The organism is Erwinia sp. JH02, assembly GCF_013074405.1.
GTDB classification, from domain to species: Bacteria; Pseudomonadota; Gammaproteobacteria; order Enterobacterales; family Enterobacteriaceae; genus Erwinia; species Erwinia rhapontici.
In genome coordinates, this window is record NZ_JABANZ010000011.1 from 69,127 (window position 1) to 91,812 (window position 22,686).

24 protein-coding genes are annotated in these 22,686 nt (G+C 50.1%); 10 read left to right on the forward strand and 14 right to left on the reverse strand.

The window, feature by feature from the left end:
* Window positions 1–23: 23 nt before the first annotated feature.
* Window positions 24–1,511, reverse strand: coding sequence for a PLP-dependent aminotransferase family protein (locus tag HHI26_RS21320; RefSeq protein ID WP_171149662.1), 1,488 nt, complete (start codon window positions 1,509–1,511; stop codon window positions 24–26).
* Between the two features lie 107 nt (window positions 1,512–1,618).
* Between HHI26_RS21320 and HHI26_RS21325 the strand changes: the two genes are divergently transcribed.
* Window positions 1,619–2,077, forward strand: coding sequence for a GNAT family N-acetyltransferase (locus HHI26_RS21325; protein ID WP_171149663.1), 459 nt, complete (start codon window positions 1,619–1,621; stop codon window positions 2,075–2,077).
* Between the two features lie 21 nt (window positions 2,078–2,098).
* Window positions 2,099–2,659, forward strand: coding sequence for an alpha/beta fold hydrolase (locus tag HHI26_RS21330; protein ID WP_133843189.1), 561 nt, complete (start codon window positions 2,099–2,101; stop codon window positions 2,657–2,659).
* Here HHI26_RS21330 and HHI26_RS21335 read toward each other — a convergent pair.
* Window positions 2,636–3,628 (reverse strand): threonine/serine dehydratase, encoded by a 993-nt coding sequence (locus tag HHI26_RS21335; protein ID WP_171149664.1) that lies wholly within the window; start codon window positions 3,626–3,628, stop codon window positions 2,636–2,638. The two genes, HHI26_RS21330 and HHI26_RS21335, sit on opposite strands and share 24 nt — an antisense overlap.
* Before the next feature lie 51 nt (window positions 3,629–3,679).
* On the opposite strand from HHI26_RS21335, the gene HHI26_RS21340 reads away from it, so the two are divergent.
* Both HHI26_RS21340 and HHI26_RS21345 read left to right on the forward strand, forming a co-directional pair.
* Window positions 3,680–4,021: a metalloregulator ArsR/SmtB family transcription factor gene (locus tag HHI26_RS21340; RefSeq protein ID WP_133843191.1), complete on the forward strand. Its 342-nt coding sequence runs from the start codon at window positions 3,680–3,682 to the stop codon at window positions 4,019–4,021.
* An 87-nt stretch (window positions 4,022–4,108) separates the two neighbouring features.
* Window positions 4,109–4,765, forward strand: a complete 657-nt coding sequence (locus HHI26_RS21345; RefSeq protein WP_171149665.1) for a dTMP kinase — start codon at window positions 4,109–4,111, stop codon at window positions 4,763–4,765.
* Here the strand turns inward: HHI26_RS21345 and HHI26_RS21350 are convergent.
* The 4 genes from HHI26_RS21350 to HHI26_RS21365 all read right to left on the reverse strand — a co-directional run bounded on the left by HHI26_RS21350 (window position 4,751) and on the right by HHI26_RS21365 (window position 8,791).
* Window positions 4,751–5,647 (reverse strand): SMP-30/gluconolactonase/LRE family protein, encoded by an 897-nt coding sequence (locus HHI26_RS21350; protein WP_171149666.1) that lies wholly within the window; start codon window positions 5,645–5,647, stop codon window positions 4,751–4,753. The two genes, HHI26_RS21345 and HHI26_RS21350, sit on opposite strands and share 15 nt — an antisense overlap.
* Window positions 5,640–6,521 carry an SDR family NAD(P)-dependent oxidoreductase gene (locus tag HHI26_RS21355; protein WP_171149667.1) on the reverse strand — a complete coding sequence of 294 codons (882 nt, stop codon included), beginning with the start codon at window positions 6,519–6,521 and terminating at the stop codon, window positions 5,640–5,642. Before HHI26_RS21355 ends, HHI26_RS21350 begins: the two co-directional genes overlap by 8 nt.
* Before the next feature lie 94 nt (window positions 6,522–6,615).
* Window positions 6,616–7,527: a LysR substrate-binding domain-containing protein gene (locus HHI26_RS21360; protein WP_171149668.1), complete on the reverse strand. Its 912-nt coding sequence runs from the start codon at window positions 7,525–7,527 to the stop codon at window positions 6,616–6,618.
* Between the two features lie 268 nt (window positions 7,528–7,795).
* The gene (locus HHI26_RS21365; RefSeq protein WP_133843201.1) at window positions 7,796–8,791 is read right to left on the reverse strand and encodes a LacI family DNA-binding transcriptional regulator; all 996 of its coding nucleotides are present in this window, start codon (window positions 8,789–8,791) and stop codon (window positions 7,796–7,798) included.
* A 243-nt stretch (window positions 8,792–9,034) separates the two neighbouring features.
* Here HHI26_RS21365 and HHI26_RS21370 point away from each other — a divergent pair, with 243 nt between their 5' ends.
* The 4 genes from HHI26_RS21370 (at window position 9,035) to HHI26_RS21385 (ending at window position 14,222) form a co-directional block, all read left to right on the forward strand.
* Window positions 9,035–10,276, forward strand: a complete 1,242-nt coding sequence (locus HHI26_RS21370) for an MFS transporter (RefSeq protein WP_133843203.1) — start codon at window positions 9,035–9,037, stop codon at window positions 10,274–10,276.
* Window positions 10,277–10,294: 18 nt separating this feature from the next.
* On the forward strand, window positions 10,295–11,728 hold the full coding sequence (locus tag HHI26_RS21375) for a glycoside hydrolase family 32 protein (protein ID WP_171149669.1): 1,434 nt from the start codon (window positions 10,295–10,297) through the stop codon (window positions 11,726–11,728).
* A gap of 121 nt (window positions 11,729–11,849) precedes the next feature.
* Window positions 11,850–13,193 (forward strand): carbohydrate porin, encoded by a 1,344-nt coding sequence (locus HHI26_RS21380; RefSeq protein WP_171149670.1) that lies wholly within the window; start codon window positions 11,850–11,852, stop codon window positions 13,191–13,193.
* A 27-nt stretch (window positions 13,194–13,220) separates the two neighbouring features.
* Window positions 13,221–14,222 (forward strand): aminoimidazole riboside kinase, encoded by a 1,002-nt coding sequence (locus HHI26_RS21385; protein ID WP_171149671.1) that lies wholly within the window; start codon window positions 13,221–13,223, stop codon window positions 14,220–14,222.
* A 377-nt stretch (window positions 14,223–14,599) separates the two neighbouring features.
* Here the strand turns inward: HHI26_RS21385 and HHI26_RS25550 are convergent, their stop codons facing one another.
* From HHI26_RS25550 to HHI26_RS21400, 3 genes are read right to left on the reverse strand one after another with little or no spacing between them, the layout of a single operon-like run.
* On the reverse strand, window positions 14,600–14,827 hold the full coding sequence (locus HHI26_RS25550; protein ID WP_241008328.1) for a hypothetical protein: 228 nt from the start codon (window positions 14,825–14,827) through the stop codon (window positions 14,600–14,602).
* Between the two features lie 4 nt (window positions 14,828–14,831).
* Entirely contained in the window at window positions 14,832–15,680 is an 849-nt protein-coding gene (locus HHI26_RS21395; protein WP_171149672.1) for an MBL fold metallo-hydrolase, read from the reverse strand.
* 56 nt (window positions 15,681–15,736) lie between these two features.
* Window positions 15,737–16,369, reverse strand: a complete 633-nt coding sequence (locus tag HHI26_RS21400) for a DsbA family protein (RefSeq protein ID WP_197931312.1) — start codon at window positions 16,367–16,369, stop codon at window positions 15,737–15,739.
* Window positions 16,370–16,485: 116 nt separating this feature from the next.
* On the opposite strand from HHI26_RS21400, the gene HHI26_RS21405 reads away from it, so the two are divergent.
* Complete coding sequence (locus HHI26_RS21405; RefSeq protein WP_197931305.1) at window positions 16,486–17,385, forward strand: LysR family transcriptional regulator; 900 nt, start codon at window positions 16,486–16,488, stop codon at window positions 17,383–17,385.
* 310 nt (window positions 17,386–17,695) lie between these two features.
* On the opposite strand, the gene HHI26_RS21410 is transcribed toward HHI26_RS21405, so the two are convergent.
* The 5 genes from HHI26_RS21410 to HHI26_RS21425 form a co-directional block, all read right to left on the reverse strand.
* The gene (locus HHI26_RS21410) at window positions 17,696–18,877 is read right to left on the reverse strand and encodes an MFS transporter (protein ID WP_159336956.1); all 1,182 of its coding nucleotides are present in this window, start codon (window positions 18,875–18,877) and stop codon (window positions 17,696–17,698) included.
* 200 nt (window positions 18,878–19,077) lie between these two features.
* A complete protein-coding gene (locus tag HHI26_RS21415) occupies window positions 19,078–19,980 on the reverse strand; it encodes a LysR family transcriptional regulator (protein WP_133843220.1) in 903 nt (300 codons plus the stop codon).
* A 201-nt stretch (window positions 19,981–20,181) separates the two neighbouring features.
* Window positions 20,182–20,292: a recombinase family protein gene (locus HHI26_RS25635; protein WP_272952607.1), complete on the reverse strand. Its 111-nt coding sequence runs from the start codon at window positions 20,290–20,292 to the stop codon at window positions 20,182–20,184.
* A 50-nt stretch (window positions 20,293–20,342) separates the two neighbouring features.
* Window positions 20,343–20,498, reverse strand: coding sequence for a recombinase family protein (locus HHI26_RS25640; RefSeq protein WP_277395234.1), 156 nt, complete (start codon window positions 20,496–20,498; stop codon window positions 20,343–20,345).
* A 228-nt stretch (window positions 20,499–20,726) separates the two neighbouring features.
* Window positions 20,727–21,647: an AraC family transcriptional regulator gene (locus HHI26_RS21425; RefSeq protein ID WP_133843222.1), complete on the reverse strand. Its 921-nt coding sequence runs from the start codon at window positions 21,645–21,647 to the stop codon at window positions 20,727–20,729.
* A gap of 102 nt (window positions 21,648–21,749) precedes the next feature.
* Here HHI26_RS21425 and HHI26_RS21430 point away from each other — a divergent pair, with 102 nt between their 5' ends.
* Window positions 21,750–22,616, forward strand: a complete 867-nt coding sequence (locus tag HHI26_RS21430) for an aldo/keto reductase family oxidoreductase (RefSeq protein WP_133843224.1) — start codon at window positions 21,750–21,752, stop codon at window positions 22,614–22,616.
* Window positions 22,617–22,686 lie beyond the last annotated feature (70 nt).

Genomic DNA, 22,686 nt, shown 5'->3' on the forward strand with positions numbered 1-22,686 from the left:
AGGCAACAGGCTGTTTATCAGTTTCAATCTCTTTTGTTTTCAGCAAGTTGTTGAGCCAGTTTCTTGATGCCTTCAACGATCTCTGACGGTGGATGCGCGGCAAAACCGAACAAAATCGCCTGCTTCGCTGGCCTGGTCTGGCAGTAGCGTGAAAGCGGCTGTGCGCCTAAACCCGCTTGACGGCACTGCTCAATGATGACGGATTCTTCAAGGTTATCCGCTAACCAGCAGACAAGATGAATACCTGAATCCGACGGCTCCACACAGACGACTTCCGGCAGATATAATTTGATGGCCTCAATCATCACCTGCTGGCGTTCATGACAGGCTTTTCTCACCCGCCTGACGTGACGGGCGTAATGGCCTTCAGAAATGAAAGCGGCAAGGATCGTTTGTTCTAAATACGAGGTGCGTGTATCGGCGTAATATTTGGCAATGTTAAAAGACGCCACTAAATGTTCTGGAACCACCAGGAAACCTAAATGAAATCCCGGGAACATCATTTTGGAGAAGGTTCCTGCATAGATCACGCGCTGATGTTTATCTAACCCCTGAAGGGCTTGTATTGGCTGGCCGGTGTACCTGAACTCACTGTTATAATCATCTTCGAATATCCACATGTTATTTTCAGCGGCCCACTCCAGTAGCGCCAGCCTGCGGGATAAACTTAATGTTCCGCCCAGCGGAAACTGGTGAGAGGGAGAGGTGAAAATCAATTTGGCCTTGGGCCAGTGCCTGATGCCATACGCAACGTCCATGCCATTGTTATCACTGATGACAGGACGAAGGGTAGCCCCCATGGCGGTAAACGCCCCTAACGCACCATCATAGCCCGGCTCATCCAGCCAGACTTCATCCCCTTTTTGCAACAGCACCTGCGCGGCCAGATTCATGGCTTGCTGGGTACCATTAACAATCAGTATCTGCTGCTCAGTGCAATGAAGGCCGCGCGTGGTGCAGACATATTTACTGATAGCCTGCCGTAAGGGTTTAAACCCCTGGAGTTCATTCAGTTTTCCATCCTGGTGGCGGAACTGACGCCAGGTGCGTCCTAACAGGCGACCCCAAAGTTCATAAGGGAATAAATCTCTGCAGCCGACGCCAATATTAAACGTCAGATTTTGCCCCGAGCAGGGCTGCGTTTCATCCCATATGTTTCTCATGACCTGCATATGCGGATTAATGTCGGGGCTCCCCTTATCAAGGCTCGCCGGTAGATAAGAGGCTTGCGGCTGACTGTGCATCACCTCATCAGGAATGATCGATGCCACATAGGTTCCCGATCCTTGTTTAGCGATCAGGTAGCCCTCATCAGTCAGGCGTTCTAAGCCTGCGAGAACAGAGTTTCTTGATATGGACATCATTTCAGAAAATGTCCGGCTGGAGGGGAGTTTTTTCCCTGTTTGAAGCTGACCATTCAGGATCAGTTCTTTGATCACCGAATAGAACTGTTCTTTAATTTTCCCGTTTTTTAACAATATGCTGGGAAAGCTGGCCGCGTTCTTTTTCATCGCCAAAGTGGACCCATAAAAAATAAACAAAGTGTGCCTTATACAATACCACTGTCAGCGTTACTCTTTCATCACCTGATACGTTTCATTTTAAAAAAGTGATTGATATGAATGATGAAAATTTAGAAATTTCCGTGGTGCCCGTTCAAGAGGCAGATTACTCAGCATGGCTACCTTACTGGTTGAGCTATCAGAAATTCTATGGTGTTGAGCTGCCAGAAGAGACGACATTAGCAACATGGGGGCGTTTTTTTGATGCTGATGAACCGATGTATTGCGCTGTCGCAAAAGAGGGGGAGACCCTCCTCGGATTTGTTCACTATGTTTTTCACCGCTCAACATGGTCGGTCAGTGATTTCTGTTATCTAGAAGATCTGTTTGTGGCCGCCAATAGTCGGGGTAAACAGACAGGAAAGCATCTGATTGACTATGTGCAACGGCAGGCCCGCGAGCGCCAGTGTGGGCGCTTATACTGGCATACCCAGGAAAAGAACGTAACGGCACAGAGGCTTTATGACTGGGTGGCCGAGAAACCGGGGGTTATCGAGTACAGAATGCCTCTCTAAACATGAGTGAGTAAGGCGTTAATGGCTGCCAGCTCTCCCTGCCTGGCAGCCGCTTCTTTTCGGGTTGTCACTCCAGACTGGCGGGGCCATGGGAAATCTTCCACCGATGGTCAGGATTTTGACGGGGCAGCGTTATTCGCTGACGCTTTGGCACTCATTGAACATCTCGGGTTGAAGCGCGTTGTCCCGGTTTCCGTCGCCCACGCCAGTTGGATCGCCGTGGACTTAGCGGAAAGTTTAACTGAACGCGTGCCTGCTATGATATTCCTGGACTGGATCATGAATCAGCCGTCGACGGAGTTTTTCAGTGCCATCACAGAGATGCAGCAAGAAAATCGCTGGGAATATGCACGGGATCAGCTGTTTGAATTTTGGTTAGCAGGGAGCGACTCACCCACCATGATCCATCATCTCAACACCGAGATGGCGGAGTCCAGCTATCAGCTCTGGCGCCTGGCAGGGCAGGTGATTGCCGATGCCTATCATCAATACGGCTCGCCGCTCCAACGCCTGGAAACGCTCATCGTTCAATCGACTACGGCTGAGGATGTCGTTTCTTCAGCGTGTGGCCTCATTCACTAATCCGAGATAGCGGGAGCCAGATATGTTTCTACCGCTGACCACGCAGACAGCGTTACGCCCGCTCAGTTCTTTTGCATAACGAAGGACTGCCGCAACTGCGGGCACTCCTGAAGGCTCCACAACATGGCGATGCAGATTAAGCATTAACGCCATCGCTGCTTTAATTTCGGCTTCTGAGACGAGAAGAACACGATCGACACGGTCGCGTATCAGTGGCCAGGTCATCGTTTCGGGCTCTATGTAGCCACTGATGCCTTCGGCGATTGATGACGTTATTTCCACAGGAATCGTCTCGCCAGCGTCTTTCCAGCGCGCAAATGTCGGGCTCGCTTCGCTTTGTATTGCCCACACTTCGGCAGCAGGGTTAATGGCTTTGATGGCCGTCGCAATACCTGAGGCCAGCCCGCCGCCGCCGATGTTCACGAGAATAACGTCAGCATCTGCCCAGTCTTCCATAATTTCCAGACCGACGGTGCCGCCCCCGGCAATCATCTGCTCATTATTGTAGGCGGAGACGAACGTCGCGCCGGACTGTTGCGCTGCGGCAATAGCGGCTTGCCTTGCGTCTTCAATACTGTCAAAAAAGCTCACCTGAGCACCATAATTTTTCATCGCCGAGACCTTCATCGGGTCTGCTGAATGCGGTAAGTATATGGATACGGGTATGCCTGTTACATGCCCCGCACAGGCAAGTCCTAAGCCATGGTTCCCCGCCGTCGGGGCGATGACGCCGGTGCTTCGCTGTTCAGCATCAAGACTGGCAAGAACGTTTGCGGCGCCTCTCAGCTTAAAGCTACCGGTATGCTGGAGATTTTCCATCTTGAGTCTGACCTCCGCCCCGACAAGGGCAGACAGTTCCTGCGAAGGCTCCAGCGGTGTCCTGCATACTGTTGCCTTAATTCGCCGGGAAGCGGCATAAATATCTTTCAGCGTGACACTGCCCATTGGCCTTTGTGCGGGGTTTGTCATAGTATTCTCCTGAAGTTATATAAGAAAATGACTATATAGGTAATTGGCTATATGAACAACTCAAAGACGTTAATGGCCGATATTTTTCGCGCCCTGGGTAATGAGCACCGGCTCGTGATTGTTGAATGGCTGTCCGATCCAAGGTCACATTTTCCGGAGCAGCAGGACGGCGACCTGGTTGAGGACGGTGTGTGTGTCGGGTTTATCACCGAAAAAATTGGTCTGAGTCAGCCCACAGTGACAGGCCATCTACAAAATCTGGCTAAAGCCGGAATTGTGACCTCGAAACGTATCAAGAACTGGGTATTCTATAAACTTGATCGTCAACGGATGGATGAAGCAACGGCAATGTTGTCGGAATATGGAAAACGGGCAACGCGTCCACATGAGTAGCGCGCAGATCAAAACATACGAAGGACGTAAGATGCTTTTGCCTGATGTGAGCTTTACAAAAACCGTCTATCAAGCGTCATTTGAACCATGAGTCGTCCGCTGTTTGTGACGCTGGATGGGCCCAAAGGCGCCGGTAAAACCACACTGTTGGAGGCCATGACCAAAGCCCTCAGGGCTGACAACAAGAAGGTGATCCGGCTTTGCGAGAAAAAAAGCGATCCCTACAGGCGCGAAATCATGGTTCTCGTTAACAGGCTCGCCAGACAACCCACCCTGGCGTTGGAATGGGAGGTGTGTGAGCGCCTGGCCGCCAGCCGCGCCTGGATTTCCCGGCACGTGCTGGCTAAACAGCCACAGGACAGCATTATCTTGATGGATCGCTGGTATCCATCGGATGCCGCGTTTCGCCGCATGGTTCCCTTCGCAGAGATTTTACAGCTTAACCTTGAACGAAACGTGCGAACGCCAGACCTGCATGTCGGTGTGGTGACTGCGCCTGATATTTCATGGGCAAGGGCCGCGGCCCGATCGCGTGGGCTAAGCAGTACGGTGATTCATAAACTGGAAGAACATGTTGCCTGTAGCAAGGCGTTCGAACGGGAAATTGCCGATAACGGCTGGGTTTTATGCCGTAATGAAGGAACAATCGAAGACGCCACGATGCAGGTGATTTCTGAGATCTACCGCGTGCCTGGGTGCGCCACAGGCATTCGCCATCAGCAAGGATTGCTACGGCATGAATAGTGGTCTTTCTTTGAACAGATGCCTTCGGCTGCCCGATATTCTGGGATGAATCGTATACACATCCCCGGCACTTGGGGACGTCAGTAACTCCGAAGGCGTCATAGCAAAGCGTGCGGTGGTAATGAATAATGTTTTGAGATCCTCTCCACCAAAGCAGCAACTGGTAGGGCGCGGAACGGGCATGATGACACGATCGCTCAGACACCCGTTGCTGTCGTAGCGCAGCAGGCATCCCCCGTTGAACTGACATACCCACAGCCCTCCCTCCTTATCCAGAGCGATACCGTCAGGACGGCCGAGTTCGGCGGGTGTCTCAACAAATAACCTGATATCGCCTGGCAAGCCCTCCGCCGAACAGGTGGCCTGAAAAATTGCACATGCTACCGAATCAACGAAAAACAGAGTACGGCCATCTTCCGACCAGGCCACCCCGTTGGGCAGTGCAATTCCCGGCAGGATTAACCGGGCATTCAGTGCACTATCGAATCGGTACAGGGCACCGCTATTGCCATCCGGGCGCTCGTTCATCAGTCCGGTAACAAAACGTCCCTGTGGATCGCAGGCACCATCATTGAAACGATAGCTCGTGCCTTCATGGATAATGGGAGAGCCGTGGCTCACTGCACCGGTCTCCAGATTGAGCATGGCAACGCGGGCATCTTCAGTGAAGATCAGATTCCCTCTGTCAGTGAGCGCCAGGGCGCCAATACGTGCAGCGGACTCATAAACACGGTCGACCTTTCCCTCTGGCCGCAGCATGTTGATCCGCCCTTCAACGATATCCACGAAGTACAAAAGCCCCTTCTGAGCATCCCAGACCGGACTTTCGCCTAACGTGGCGCCGACATGAGCAATGTTGCACAGATCATAATCGTTATGCATATTCACACTCTTTGATCTGCTGCCACTGGCGGGCGACGTCAGCCACATTCTCACATTCGACACGCGCCAGGTCAGTGGGATAAACAACGCCGGGGTTCTCACAAAAGCGGGTTGCGGTGAAATGACCGTTGCTTGCGCGAAGGATGTAGCCTGTGTCATGGCACAGCGGACTGGCCAGATACACGACGCCCGGTGCGACCCACTCCGGTTTGAGGTTCTCGGGTGACGGCATGCTTCCCCACATGCGTGTTTTGGCAACAGGGGAGATAGCATTGACAAGAATCCCATGCTGCTCGCCTTCCAGGCTCAGTGCATTCATGATGCCCACCTGAGCCATCTTACCGGCAGCGTAAGCCACTAGGCCGGGCTGCGCATATTGCTGGAACAGGGCGCGATCAGAGGTGTTGAGCACGATCCGTGGTGATGAAGAGTGCTTAAGGTATGGCCAGGCATATTTGCTCAGCCAAATCGGCGCACGGATGTTGATGCCGATGGCACGTTCAAGGAAATCATCACTCTGGTCTTCGATACGTTGATAGTCCACCCAGCCTGCGTTGTGAATCAGGATGTCCAGCTTACCGAAGTGGGTGATAGCCAGCTCCACGAGCTCCCTGCAGCCATCCTCATTATCCAGGCGTCCGTTGTGTGTGATCAATTGTCCGTTGTCAGCGCGCAGGGTACGGCCAGCTTCCGCAATCACATCTTTACTGGCGCCTTCACCGGCCCGGTTGGTGCCGAGGTCGCTGATAACAACGCGCGCACCATGGTCTAACAGTAACTGCGCGTAGGCACGTCCCAGGCCCTGTCCTGCGCCGGTGATGATGGCTACCGCATCCTTCAAAAGCGCATCGGTAAGTGGGTTTTTCTGTCCCATGTTGAATCTCCGTGAATTTAGGTGTCACGATGATGGGACGCCACGCGTAGCCAGTAAAATATATTATTTGTAGTCTAATAAGACCTAAATAGTCTTAATCAAGGCCTGGCGGCATTGCATTGCGTATTTCTTCGATGAGTTTGTCGCGGATGAGAGAAGGTGAGTGCTCATTCCATCCCATTAACAGTTCAACGTGCTGGAGTTCGGCCGGCGCATCGACCTCAAGTGGCCGGAATATCACGTCCTTCCGCGGCTCCTGCGCCAGTGAGGCGGGTAACAGCGCGACGCCGAAGCCGCTGGCAACCAGTGCAACGAGTGTCTGCAATTGCCGGGCCTGCTGTGCAATGTGAGGTGTGAATCCAGCCGCTTCGCAAAGCTGCACAAGCTGGTCATGAAAACCCTGGCCCAGGTGGCGGGGGGCTGAAACGAAGTGATCACATTGAAGTGCTGCCAGTGGGATGCTCTCGCAGCTTGCAAGGCGGTGTTCAGCAGGCAAAGCGATCATGACAGGTTCGCGCAATATGGCGTCGAAACGCAGGCCAGGCGAGGTTCTGCCTGGCGGCCGCATAAATCCCAGGTCGGCGCGTCCTTGCTCAAGGGCATCAACCTGTTCTTGCGTCGTGGCCTCATTCATCGTGAAAGAGACGGCAGGGAAGGCAGCACGAAAGTTCCTGAGGGCGTGTAGCAGGGGGCCATACTGTGCAATGCTGATAAAGGTGAGGGTGAGATGGCCTTCAATACCCTGTGACACCCGGCGGCTTTTTTCAACGCCTTCGTCAAGAATACGCAATACCTCTCTGGCGGATTCGAGAAAGTCTTCTCCTGCAGGCGTCAGCGACACGCTGCGATTGGTGCGATCAAACAGCGAAATCCCCATTTCCTGCTCCAGCCTGCGGATAGCCTGGCTCAGGGGGGGCTGCGCCATATGGAGTCGCTGCGCGGCGCGGTTGAAGTGTAATTCTTCTGCAACGGCAATGAACTGGACAAGAAGCCGGGTTTCGATCATGAGACCTCATGAATACGTCTGAAGTTATATTAAATACAGTGTTGGACTGTGCTTCATCATTTGCACCCTGCAGTAATATGTCGGATGGTAGCTCTCAATGGTGTGACGAATATTCTTCTGATTGACGCAGCACAGACGCTTCAATCTTCCTGACACTGATACCGATGTTATTTATGTTCCTTCACTTTACGAATGGGTGGCATGTGAGGAAGTATCGGTGAGCTAAGCCGATTGCGTTGGACGAGCAAGGCAGATTTACGTTGTTTTTTTACACCGATTCACGAAGTAGCAACGGGCTTTCAACGGCCACCGTTTTCTGATGAGACTCACCGTTAATAATATGAAGCGCACTAAGACGACCGATCTCGTAATGGGGTAATTGCACCGTTGACAGTGATGGTAAGAATAGATCGCCAATACCGACCATATTATCGTAGCCAAGCACCGCGACATCTTGGGGTATTCTTAACCCCTGTGACAGCAGAGTCTGATAGACCATAAAGGCGATACGATCATTTCCACACACAATTGAATCAAATTGAGGTATGCCTTGATGGATATGCGCTAAAACCCTGTTGGGAATATCGCGATAATGTTCATCCCCATATCCCATGTAATAGTGGTCGAGTGTATCAGGCGCTATACCTGCTTCCCTGCATGCCTGTTCCAGACCTTTGCGACGTCTGATGGTAGCGACTTGATTTTCAGGTAAATGTAAGCAGAGCGGGCGACGATAGCCTGCAGAAAAAAGTGCACGCACCGCAGCATACTGCCCACGTTCATCATCCGGAATATAACTCGCAACCTGTTGATGCAGGCTTTCGCAGTTGGCCAGTACGCAGGGGAGGTTTAACAACTTCCCGGGTAGCGGCACCTGCCGTAATCCCATTGTTGTATAGATAATGCCATCCGGCCGATGTGAGAGAAGCAGATCGACGATATTTTCCGGGCTGTCATCGGAAAACATGTTCACCACAAAGCTGTTCCAGCCATGTGCGCGTGCCGTTTCTTCAATAGAGAGTGTGATTTCCACTGAAAAGGGGGTGGTGACGGTATCCAGTGCTAACACCCCGATGGTTTTTGGAATCGCGTGAGCACCACGTATTTTTTTTGCCGATAAATCGGGCACGTAATTCATCGCATCGATAGCGGACTGTACGCGAGACAATGTCTCCGGCTTCAGGCGTTCCGGGGAGTTTAATGCCCTGGATACAGTCATCAGCGAGACGTTTGCCAGTTTTGCCACATCTTTCAGGGATGCCATTGTTTTGCTCCAGCCTTATCACTCTGCCACAGGTTATATAACTAACTTACTGATGTAAAAGGATCATACGTGATTATGGACTGCGGGTATCGATTGCAGCGAATAAGAAAAGTTGATCATGATCTCATATTCTCAATGTTAACGTTAACTTTTGTGATTAACATCTAGAATTGCCGTAAAACGGCATGCATTTGATTTTATGTTAACGTTATCATTTGTGCTCCAACTCCGCATGAGATTGCCATGATGAAAACCCATCATTCTCAAAGTTATCTGATACTCAGCGCTTTATTATTCTTTTTCTTTGTGACCTGGTCCTCTACTGGCTCACTGCTCTCTATCTGGCTGCATCAGGAAGTCGGTCTGAAAGCAGGGGACACCGGAATCATCTTTTCAGTGATGTCGTTTTCCACCCTGTTTGTGCAAATTTGTTATGGTTTTATTCAGGATAAGCTCGGTTTGCGCAAGAACCTGCTCTGGTTTATCACGGCATTGTTGATCTTTTCCGGCCCGGCTTATCTGCTTTTTGGTCATCTTCTGAAAGTGAATGTCTTTCTTGGCAGTTTTTTTGGTGGTGTCTATATCGGTCTGACATTCAATGGCGGTATTGGTGTTCTGGAATCCTACACCGAGCGTGTCGCACGCCAGAGCCAGTTTGAATTCGGAAAAGCAAGAATGTGGGGGTCGCTGGGCTGGGCGGTGGCAACGTTTTTCGCCGGGCTGCTGTTTAATATAAACCCGAAGTTAAACTTCGTGGTCGCCAGCTGTTCTGGTCTGATCTTCTTTATGCTTTTGATGCGGTTGCGCGTCTCTTCGGCACCACATGCGATGCAGGAGGCCGTATCAGGCGGAAAAGTCACGCTGGAAGATGCGGTTCGTCTGCTGACCCTGCCGCGCTTCTGGGCTCTGGTGTTCTTTGTGGTCGGGACCTGTATCTACGGCGTCTACGATCAGCAGTTCCCGGTCTATTTTTCCTCACAGTTCCCGACGCAACATGAAGGAAATGCCATGTACGGATATCTGAATTCATTTCAGGTGTTCCTTGAGGCTGCTGGCATGTTCTGTGCTCCATGGCTGGTCAATCGTATCGGCGCCAAAAATGGTCTGATTTTCGCCGGAATAGTGATGGCGATGCGCATGATCGCTTCCGGGTTAGTGGAAGGTCCACTGCTTATCTCCATCACTAAGCTGTTACATGCCGTTGAGCTACCGGTACTGTTAATCTCAATCTTCAAGTACAACAGTCTTAACTTCGATAAACGACTCTCCTCCACGCTCTATCTGGTGGGCTTTGCTTGTACGAGTTCAGTGATCGCCACCGTGCTGTCACCCCTCGCAGGCTACAGCTACGAAAAATATGGATTTGCCCAGTCCTATCTGGTTATGGGGCTGATGGTGTTCTGTATCACCTTTATTTCCATCTTCTTGTTGCGCTCCGGTAAACCCACCCGGGATCCGCAAATACCGCAACTTTCTACTATTTGAATGAAAAGAGTGAAGACTATGACGTACTCAATTGCTAACGCTGAACATGAACTTGAGGCTAAACGCGAGAGGCTAAACCTGCGCTGGTACCCGCGTTATCACCTGGCCGCAAGGGCTGGCTGGATTAATGATCCTAATGGCCTGGTGTGGTTTGATGGTTGGTATCACGCTTTTTACCAGCACCATCCGTATTCCACTCAGTGGGGGCCGATGCACTGGGGACATGCGCGGAGCAAAGATTTGCTTCACTGGGAGCATTTACCTGTTGCGCTGTCCCCGGAAGGGCCGGAAGACAAAGACGGGTGTTTTTCGGGTTCGGCGGTGGTGGATGGCGATACCCTGTCGCTGATTTACACCGGACACAAATTTCACGGCGATGTCGGCAATGAAGAGAACCTTTATCAGGTGCAGTGCCTGGCCACCAGCACCGATGGTATTCACTTTAAGCGTGAGGGGATCATTATCGATACCCCGCCGGACTTACATCATTTCCGCGACCCTAAGGTATGGCGCGAAGGGGATAGCTGGTACATGGTCGTCGGTGCGCGCGTTGGCGATACCGGGCAAGTCCGGTTGTATCGCTCAGCCGATCTGCGTCAGTGGCAGGATGAAGGGATCCTGGATGAGGCAGAAAACGGAATGGGCTTTATGTGGGAGTGCCCTGATTTCTTTACCCTTAATGGCAAACGTGTCCTGATGTTTTCCCCGCAGGGGATCGCCGCGCAGGGTTTTGAGAACCGCAACCTGTTCCAGAGCGGCTATCTGGTGGGTGACTGGCAGCCTGGAGAGCCGTTTGTCCGCGCAGGGGAATTTGCCGAAATGGACAACGGACATGACTTCTATGCCCCACAGAGCTTCCTGACGCCGGATGGCCGCCGCATCATAATTGGCTGGCTGGATATGTGGGAGTCGCCGCTGCCGGAGCAACAGGACGGCTGGGCCGGGATGCTGTCTCTGCCGCGTGAGCTGAGTCTTGATGACAACAATCGCCTGCAAATGCGGCCCGCGAAAGAGGTCGACGCGCTGCGTCAGGCCTGGTTCCCCTGGCCTGTCAGTACCTTGAAAAATCAGCAGATCCTGATGGCGGAAAAAGGGGAAGCCATGGAAGTTGTGCTTCACTGGGATTGCGCAAACAGTGACGCGGAACAGTATGGACTGAGTCTGGGTGAAGGCCTGCGTGTTTATGTTGATACACAGATGCAGCGTCTGGTGCTTGAGCGCCGCTATCCGCAGTACGGATTATGTGGCACGCGTAGTGTACCGTTGGTGCCCGGCGCTCCTCTGGCTTTACGTATGTTTATTGATAGTTCTTCGGTCGAGGTATTCGTTAATGACGGTGAGGCGTGCCTCAGCAGCCGAATATATCCTGATGCCGATCGCCGCGAATTAAGTTTATTTGCCTGGCATGGAACGGCGACATTATCAGATGCCGGAGCCTGGCAGCTGGGATAATCCATAGTGAGTGTCGAAAATAACCTGCCCTGGAGGATGGGCGGGTTATTACTGTATTTATCTCTGGGCTGTATTTACACCAAAATGATGCATTACTATAAATAATAAGAAGGTCTTTCCGATGAATAAAATCTGGCTCGGATGTATTTTGACGTCTGTACTCTCCTCAGCAGCGAATGCACAGGATGCGCTTTCACTCGAACAACGGCTGGAACAAATGGAGCAGCGACTGAAAGTCACGGAACAACGCGCTGCGACTGCGGAGGCAGAAATTCGCGTCCTCAAGCAGGAGAAGCAAGTATCCCCTGTGGTCAATAATGTTCCCGCCACTCCTGCTCTTCAGCTCACTGGCAATAGTGATATAAAATTTTATGGTGATGTTGAATTTAATATGGATGGTGCCAGCCGTACCGGTAGCCTGACGTCGGTAAAAACCAGTAGTAATAAAAACTGGGCCCCCGGAGATAAAGAACGCTGGGATATGAATGGTCGCATTCTCCTTGGGTTTGATGGTCTGCGAAATGGCATTAATGGAAAATATGCTGGATTTAGTGTTCAGCCACTGGCTGATATCAACGGAAAAATGAATCTCGATGATGCGGCATTTTTCTTTGGTCAGCAGAATGACTGGAAAATTAAAATAGGTCGCTTCGAGGCCTGGGATATGTTCCCGCTAAACCAGGATACGTTCATTGAGTATTCCGGTAACACCGCTAACGATCTCTACAGTGACGGCTACGGTTATATCTACATGATGAAAGAGGGGCGCGGGCGTAGCAGCAGCGGTGGCAATTTCCTGCTCAGTAAAACCCTCGACAACTGGTATTTCGAACTCAACACGCTAATAGAAGATGGCAGTTCGCTATTTGTCGACAATAACTATCACGGCAACACGTTAGATAACCGAAAAAATGTGGTTTATGCCCGCCCGGTCGTGGCCTGGCAATCCGGCGAGTGGTCGGTCGCCGCCGCTGTCGAAAGCAACCTGGTGAACAATGCTTATGGATATCAAAATACGCAGGGTGTTTGGGTCGATCAGTCAAGCCGGACAGGATATGGCATGACCATGAGCTGGAACACACTCAAAACTGATGCAGAAAACGGCGCAGTCGTTAACCTGAGCACCGCATATCTCGATGCCGCTGACGAAAAAGATTTTAGCGCAGGAATTAATGCCTTTTGGCATCGCGTGGAACTTGGTTACATCTATGCGCACAACAATATCGACAAGTTCAATATGGCCGGCCTGGCCAGTGACTGTGACAGCGACTGCGCGATCCTTGCACCGGGAAAATATGACATTCATACCATCCATTCTTCATGGCAGCTGCCTGACATCATGGATATGCCTAACTTCAATATTTATCTCGGGGCCTATGCCTCATGGCTTGAATCACCGGCGGTTAAAACCGGCAATACCGATAACCGCTATGGCGCACGGGTGCGTTTTAAATATCTTTTCTAACTCTATTCATTGCGCTAAGGAGGTCAAATGAAAATCTGGACATTGGGTGACGCGGTAGTCGATTTGATGCCTGAGGGGATGATGCAGTATACGGCGTGTGCGGGCGGCGCGCCGGTCAATGTAGCCGTTGGTGCTGCACAGTTGGGATGTGATTGTGGATTTATTGGCAGGGTAGGTGATGACCCTTTCGGTCATTTTCTTCAGGACACGCTTGCTGAGAAGAATGTTGATACACAGCATATGCAATTTGATGCCGAACATCGTACCAGCACAGTGGTGGTTTCCCTCGGTGAAAACAGCGATCGCAGTTTTACTTTTTTGGTCAATCCCTCGGCAGATCAGTTTTTGTCTTCCACTAATCTGCCGGATTTCGGCAACGACATTTTGCATTTTTGTTCGCTGGCGTTGGTGGCTGTGGATTGTCGCGAAACCCTGGTGCGGGCAGTGGATCAGATTAAACAGCGCGGAGGGATGTTAAGTTTTGATCTTAATCTACGTGAACAAATGTGGCCGGACCCCATGATCATGTCTGATACCGTGCGTCATTTTGCACGCGAGGCGGATATTCTCAAGCTTTCAGAAGAGGAGTTGTACTGGCTGGCTGGGACAAACCATCATGAGAACGCGCTGAGTTTATTAATGGAATACCCTTCATGCCTGAAAGTGGTTACCAGGGGGGTAAACGGTGCAGACGTATTGTGGCAGGGCAAGTTTGTTCGCGTAAGTGCATTCGAGGTGGAAAGCCTGGACACAACGGGAGCGGGGGATGCCTTCATGGCAGGGTTGCTGGCAAGCATCGCACAGGGAAATCCACTGGATGATTTAATACAACTCGAGAAAGCTATCACACAGGCCAGCGCCTGCGGAGCGCTGGCGACGACGCAAAAGGGCGCATTGACAGCATTACCCGATAAACAGGGTGTTAAGCAGTTTATTGATGCTGAAAATATGCTCTCATTTCATGTGCATACACCCCAACTCCAGGGATTAAAAACAGCTAACTCTGACGGATTACGTGCTGTGCGGTAAACGAGATTTTCTTTTCACTTATCGCATCATCGCTTTACGGGCACTGATGCGATATTTGAGATACGAGAAACGTTAACTGCCGGGATTAACTAACGGGTACAGGCGGTGTTAATTGCAAACGTTGAAAGGTTTTTCAGAAGGCCTGAGACTGCGGATTTTAGTGTCGTTCTCCTCGTTTAATCTCAATCGTATACAGATTCATGAAGATGCATGAAACATACATTTGGCTCCTCTGACTGGGAACGCTTTTGCCATTAACTGGCTAATAAGTAAGGTGAATCTGAATTTTCTTTCTGTCAAGACAACCAGAATGACCACCGTTGGGGGCTCCATAAATCTGGTATGACTGTTCCGCAGCATGGGTGAACATTACTATTTTACTCTCTGGAAATGAAGCGTAGCCAGAGGTAACGTCGAAGGTGTTTATCCAGTCGCTGAAATACGTTAGCGATTATCTCTTCTGCACCGGTGTAAGTCCCTGCATAGGGGAACCCAGCCGCTTCAGTCCATGTCGCATTGGGGGACAGGACAGCAAGCAGGTTCTTTCCATTTTCTTCAGAGGTGCCTTCATAAGTCGCGCGTATAATTTCCACATTACTCTTCACTATTCTATCCCCAACTCATTTCGCCCTTGGCGACTTTTGCACCAATTTGTAAAGCGACACTCATGCCAGCATCAGGATAACGTTTTGTCATGGCTGCAATCAGTTCGCTACTGTCACCGGCCAGACTAAGTTCGTTCTCAAAAGCCAGAAGATAGTCGCGGGTATAGGTTATTGCTGAAATATCGGTAGTACCCTCAGATAACATATGCCCTGCGATGACCGTCGTGGGATGTCTGGATGCCATGGTGTCCAGATTTTTTATCCAAAGTGCGCGAGCCTCTGGACCTTGAGTGTCGGCGGTCCACACATGGGTACCAGAGAACACCAGTACACCGCCAAAAATGGCGTTAAGCGAAGGTACCCAGAGATAACGACGGTTAGCGAGGCCATCAGCATCGATAATTTCGAGGGCCTGGCCTTCGAGAGATAACGCATCCTCGTCAAAGACCTCGGGCATAACGATGTCTGACAACGTTTGCGGGCCGTTGTCCTGGAGTTGTGGGCCCCACACTGCCAGTTTCTTATCAACACTTTTCTTAATGGCGTCGATTGTCGACGATGCGGCAACGACACGAGCTTCCGGAAAGGCTGCTCTTACGGGACCGAGGCTAAAGTAGTAATCAGGGTCGCTTTGGCTAATATAGATTGTGGTCAGCTTTTTACCTGTTTTCTGGATAGCCTCTGCCAGCAGTCTGCCATCGGCGAGCGTAAAACCACCGTCAATAAGTACGGCTTCCTTATCGCCAGAGATCAGCACTGGCGAGCGATAAAAACCGTGCTCGCCGGCAGGAAAATGTGTCCAACTCAGGGGAATGTTCTTCCCTGCATCAGGGACGTTGGTTTGTAGTGTCATCGTATTTTCCCCTTCTGTTAAAGTGGTAATTAGGTGAGCATTGCTTTCACCAGACGTTATGAATCCACTAACTGACGTACCCATTCATGAGGGTTTGAAAACAATATGCTTGAGTTTAGCATCCAGCGCTTTGAGCCGGATTCGGCAATAAAAGTGGGAACACCGCGTGCGCCAAATTCCCGCATTAATCGTTTCGCACGCTCAGTACGAGTATGGTTTGCTTCGAGCAAGTCTGCTGTAGGATCCAACACTTTCTTCGCTGCATTTTCCAACCCCTGAGAACTTAACACACCCGCAAGAACCGACAATGACGTGACGTCAAGCCCCTCAACATAACGGGCGCGTTGTATTGCTTTCAGCGCTTCAATTTCCCGCGAAGGGTTTGACAGCGATACTGCAGTAATCGCAAGCGTGGCTGAACCACTGTCAAATTTTTTCTGCTGGTCATGAAGCACTTTTTCGCGATAAATCTCGGAAAAAGGCTGCCCGGTGATATTAGAAATTCGCTGGTCGTTTTCCCACGCAAAAGCAGCAAATTCATTGTTCATGGGACGTGCACCGGCATCTGAAAACAGGCCGGTTGGCATGAACTCAAGTTTAATACCCGGAATGTCATTTAGTTCAGTAAGCACAGGTGACGCGCCGTAGCACCAACCGCAAAGTGGATCGAATAAGTAATTAAGAATCATGTTCACAGGTGCCCCCTATTTTTAAAAGTAGCTCATCATAGAAAACTTTCATTGGATATTAAATACATCCATGGTAAACAGCTTGTCATCTAAAAACATACAATTGGAATGCGATAGTGAGAAAACTGGGAAATATCAGACGCCTTGCCTACTTTGTCTCCGTGGTTGAAGCTGGCTCATTTACTGCAGCTGCCGAGCGTTTGGGTATAACTAAAGCGGTAGTCAGTCATCAGGTCGCGCGTCTTGAAGAGGAGTTGAACACCACTCTTCTTATCCGTACCACTCGTACCATTCGCTTAACGGATGCGGGAAAAGTCTTTTATGAGCACTGTGCGTCTATTCTACGTGAAACAGAGGAAGCCTTTGCAGAGTTAGACGCACTGGTGGCTGAGCCCTCTGGGACATTGAGGCTGACAGCGCCTTTTGACTATGGGATCAGCGTCGTCGTTCCAGCTATCACTGCATTCAGTCAGCGCTATCCAGACTGCAAAGTTGACGCCGTGATAAGTGATAACAAGTTTGATATCGTGGACAAAGATATAGAAATAGCCATCCGTGTGGGCTGGTTAGATGACTCACATTTGCAGGCAAGGAAAATCGGGCACTTCCGGCAGCTGCTGATAGCCCCGCGCAATATGCAGCCGCAGGTAGAAAAAATTAATAAACCACAAGATATCAAACCACTGCCTTTTATAGCCAATACAGCTCTGCGTGAACCTTCTCAGTGGCATTTCACGCTGAATGGATCGGATCAACAAAGTATCAACGTTCAGCCCTCGATATTCATTAATAACACACTGGCGGTCCGTGAAGCGGTGAGAGAAGGTGCAGGCATCTCTGTGTTGCCGGATTACGTTGTCAGTGATGATCTTATTTCTGGCCGCTTAATTCAGGTGCTCCCAGAATGGGAACTACCTTCAGGTGAGATTCATGCAGTTTTTCCCGCATCTCGATTTCGCCCGACAAAGGTACGCTCATTTTTAAATATATTGATGGAGAAAGATAAAGAGCGCTGATTGTGCTTATCTTTTGCATGCCAGTTTTGATTCAGGAATACGCAGCATACCGGTCATCGTGGCAATTTCAGCAACCGTAGACGTGTTATCTTCCACGAAGATGGCAATACCAGGTCATCAAGGCTGAGCGCTCGTAAGGGAGGAGCCTTCCTTAGACGATGTGATCGACTTTCGGGAAATTAGCATTCATAATAACATCTTTATTTTCCTTTAATTTTGACTTTACGTTTGAATTTTTCGCATTCTATTTCCGGCCGTCATGCATAGATGGGCCCGGATGATTGATTTTCCGTCTATGTTATTTAGTATTTTATGCTCCGACCCATGATTTTGGCTGGCTCCTTCCCGCGAAATAAGCCGATAAAGCAATACACGCACTTAAAACACTGCACAAACAAAGATAGGCATTCAGGGCTTTTTCCTGGGAGAAATGATCCATCATTACACTCAGCGAAAACGGCAACCAGTTACCCACGTATCCCACAATGTAAAGAAGGTTTATCAGGTGGTGCCGCTGACTCTGCCTGGCGACCACATTAACGATAGTGGCGGCACCGACCAGTATTGCCCCATAGGCGAATCCTTCGAGCATCACGGCTATGAAAAGAAGGAAGGGATCCGTTGTGTATACACTGCAGAGGACGATCAAAACCGCAGCAAGTTGGGTAACAATTCCGATTTTCAGCGATGAATAATGGTGTTTTTTTCTCATCACTATCTGGGTGATACCTGCAATCAGTAGGAATACCGACAGTGAATAGCTTACCAGCTGCACGCTGGTAACATTGAAGTAGGTGCGGGCGAGGGTGGGCCCCTGGGACATAAACGTGGACGCCATCGCCCATGAAAGAAATATGGCCATGCAGCAGACGATGACGTCCCGGAAAGAGAGCGCCTTATGACCTTGAGCGTTGACATTTTTCCGTTCACCGGTTACGGGCGTACTGTGCCTGTTAATCACCAGACGACTGCCCCTGATCGCAAATACTGAAGCTGTAACCAGAATAAAAAGAATTACGTAGGGAGCCTTAAGTGCATAAAAACCGCGATGCACGATTTCCCCCGTTATTAATGGGCCAATAGCCTGTCCAAGGATCAACGAGGCAGAAGCCGTCAATGCCGCAGTATTACTTACTTCCGTATCAAATAATTTAATCAGCGAGCGGTTAATATAGGCCATTAAAATACCTGAACCCAGACCCGTAACAAATCGGCCGAGGAGAAGTATCATAAGGTTATCTGCAAACATCATTAGTAGTGATGACAGCAAAACGCATGCCAGACCTGCATAGAGAGGTCTTGTATACAGGTCAGTCCTGATATTGAATTTGGCAGTAAATGCCAGCGCGAAAAGTACACCTGCCGCATAGACGCCAAACACCGCCATTATCTGAGAAGCGCTGAAGCCATATAAACTGATGTACACGGGATAGAGTGGAGTGGGAAGGCTGCTGCTCAGCATTCCGGAAAAGAAAGCCAGGGCCAGTGCCATCCCTGCCCGTGATGTTTGTCTGTCTGACATAGTAATTTATTGTGTCCTGGAAAATGGATTCGTTCTGTAAAAATCCATAAAACAGTAACACGATCCGTTAGCGACGGGATTCGAGCAGCAGGAATACCCACTGTGACGTAGTTTCACAGTGGGTATTAAAATATGACCTGAGGGACAAGTAGTAAGGGCTGACTGAAAATTCAAATGTTCCAGGGATGAAGGGCTATCTGTTTTTCCATGAATTCAATAAAACAGCGGATGCGTGGGCTAAGATGCTGCCTTTTTGCGTAAATTATATAGAGCGGCTCTCTGACAGGAGACTGGAATGCCTTCAAAAGCGGGATTAATCTTCCTTCTCTGATATCCCGGTGAACGTGGAAGTCAGCCAGCCGGACGATACCTTCTCCCTGAATGGCAAGATCGCGCAACAAATCGCCCTGCGACAGGGAGGCAACCGGTTTCACCGGGAATATGATGCTCTGATTGTTTTCGGCGAATAGCCACTGGTTCCAGTGGCTATCGAAATTAAAGTGAAAACAGCGATGCTCCATCAACTCACGGGGATGGGAGGGTATGCCGTACCTGGTGATGTAGGCCGGCGAAGCGCAGGTAATCCACTGACTCTCACCGATACGACGGGCGATTCGGGAAGAACTCGCAAGTACACCACCATAAATGGCCAAATCCAGCCCTTTATCAAAGTCATCCCGGTAAACCGGCCCCGTTTCAATATCAACGTTGAGGTCAGGGTAGGCGTCAATAAACTCGGACAACCATGGAAGGATATGATAACGGGCAAAGGTAGTCATAGTACGGATTTTCAGCTGCCCGCTGATGCGTGATGGCATATCTTCAGCCAGTGAATCAGCCTCCGTCATTGCGTCAACGACTGCCCGGGCACTGTTAAGATAAACGTGTCCCTCTTCGGTCAGCGTTAACGTTCTCGTTCCGCGATGGAAGAGTCTTACCTGTAATCTCGCCTCAAGCCGGCTGATGAGTTTACTCATTGCTGAAGGCGTCAATCCGTTTGCCCGCGCGGCGGCAGAAAAGTTGCCGTATTCATACGCCCATATGAATGCAAGCAACTGATTATAATTATCCATTATGTCCCCGGTCATTTATGTGAAGATGTTTAGCGCTTCCGAGGCAGGAGCCTGAAAATTTCATTTGTATCTTCTGAACATCAGGAACGGCTCTGATGATTCTTCAACCGAAAGTAAGTTGCCCGTCAAATGCCGGTTTTCTCCATCACCATCTTAATGGGAATATCACGGTGAATAAGTTTCAGAGCCATTCACGACCCTTTATGAGGTTTTAACCCCTGCCGCCATCGCAACCACTCTGCCCTCGTTGCTACGTTCTAATATTCGTTCACGTTCCGCCTCTGCAACGGCTGCAAGGATCTGAATAACCATTTTACCCGTCGTTACTTCAGTACTCAGCCCATTATTCAGAAGCCTGATGGCTATCTCTTTTTATAACATGTGTCGACGATTTTGATCATGTCAGACGTATTACGGCCCAGTTGGTCCATTTTGGTACAGAGGATAATGTCCTCCTGTTCTGCACGGACCAGCAGTCGTTGCAGTCCTTCGCGCTCGTCCATATCTCCCCACATCATGTCCGTAAAAAAGCGATTTTCCTCCCCCTGGGGCTGCGGGATATGTTTTCAGGTACTACGCCAGCGCATCTCCCATGCCCCGATAAAACAGGGCTACAGCTGTTCAGCCAAAAATGAAAAGGGCGCATTTTCCTCTGGATCGACATACGTATAAACACCGCATATGGTGAATAGCGTTATCATTTCCTTAACATCTTCAGGCACGAAAAGCGTGTGCGTTCCACCCTTTTAATCTGAGAGGCGATGACGTCGGGTATAATCCCGAGGCGAGCATCCGATCACGCGTTTAAATGCCGTGCTGAAGGCGCTTTCAGATTCATAGCCAAGGGACGGTGCAATTGCTGAAATTGGAAGCCCTGAATTAAGTAACTTTTCACCGGCCAGCATCATGCGCCATTGTGTTAGATATTCCATCGTAGTTGTGCCGACCACCTTTTTAAAATTTAAGGCAAAAGCCGAACGTGACATTCCGGCGTAATTCGCTAATTCCGCGAGTGTCCAGCGATGCGCCGGGGTGGAGTGCATCGCATTAAGCGCCGCAGCGAGCTTCGGATCGGCTAACGCATAAAGCCATCCCATACCACCGTTTTTACTGCCTTCATTCATATGCATCCGTAGCGCCTGAATCATTATCAAATGTGCCAAATGTTCGGCAGTCAATTCACTGCCTGGCCGTTGCTCAGAAAGCTCCTGAATCATGAGGTTAACCGACCAAAGTAAAACCGCCTGGTCAGCTTTTGCCCGGATAAAAACGACAGGTGGCAACATTGAGAGCAAGATACCGGCATGGCGCTGGCCAAGAAAAAAGCGACTGCCTACCATCAGACAATTTCCGCCGCCATTGTGGCTGATAACCCCCTTTATCCTTGGGGACGCAAAGACTTCATTAGAATCTACCGACGGTAGCAAAAGATTGCTGGCCATGACAAATGGCCGTCCTCCGGGTAACAGAAAGCTATCGCCGGCGCTCAGGGTAATAGGGTCATCAACACCCTCTATCGACAGCCAGCAATGCCCCGACACGATTGAATAACATTTTATTCCCGCATTGGAAGGAAAGCGCAGCGCCCATTCTCCGCCAGCATCTAATGCGGTGGAGACATAACCGCGTGGTTTAAGCAGCGCGAGAACATCAGAAAGGGGATCCATAGCTAATTTGGACGATCTCAAAGATAAAGGGGACGTTATAGCATAGTGCGGATTAAATTTTTCTCCTATGGTATCTGCTCGACTTTACAGTAAGAGGTTTTTATGACGGATATCAGTCACGCAGGCACATATTCTCTTGGCGATCGCAGCGTAAACCGGCTTGGCTATGGCGCAATGCAATTAGCAGGGCCGGGCGCATTTGGACAACCGCGGGATTATGATAAAGCGGTAAAAGTGCTGTATGAGGCGGTCAGCGCTGGCGTAAATCACATTGATACCAGTGATTATTACGGTCCACATGTTACCAACAGACTGATACGAGAAGCGCTTGCGCCTTACGCACAAGATCTAACAATCGTCACGAAAATTGGTGCAGTACGCGGCAATAATGGTGAGTGGATCCCTGATTTATCGCCCGGGACGCTTACCCGTTCAGTGCATGACAACCTGAAAAATCTTGGGCTGGAACGGCTTGAAGTCGTTAACTTAAGGATAATGCTTGGTGTGGATGGTCCAACTGAAGGTTCCATCGAAGCGCCACTGACCGTGCTTGCAGAGCTTCAGCAACAGGGATTAGTGGGACATATCGGCCTGAGCAATGTTACCGCGATGCAGATTGAGGAAAGCCGTAAAATCTGTGAGATTGTCTGCGTGCAAAACCATTACAATCTGGCTCACCGCCAGGATGATGCCTTGATAGATACCCTGGCACAGGCGGATATAGCTTATGTCCCATTTTTCCCCCTTAACGGTTTTAGTCCCTTCCAGTCATCCATTCTGACTGAAGTAGCTGAAAACCTGAATGCGACAGGAATGCAGGTCGCTTTAGCGTGGCTTTTGCGCCGTTCGCCGAACATTCTGCTCATTCCGGGCACCTCATCTTTGGAGCATTTACGAGAAAACCTCGCAGCGGCTGCACTTTATTTACCTGATGAATCGATTACGGCACTGGATAGTATTGCAGGCTAAGGATTCAGGATACCAGTGGGACACCAAGCAATACCGAACGGGCGGTTATGTTCGACAACACGTTAGGCGA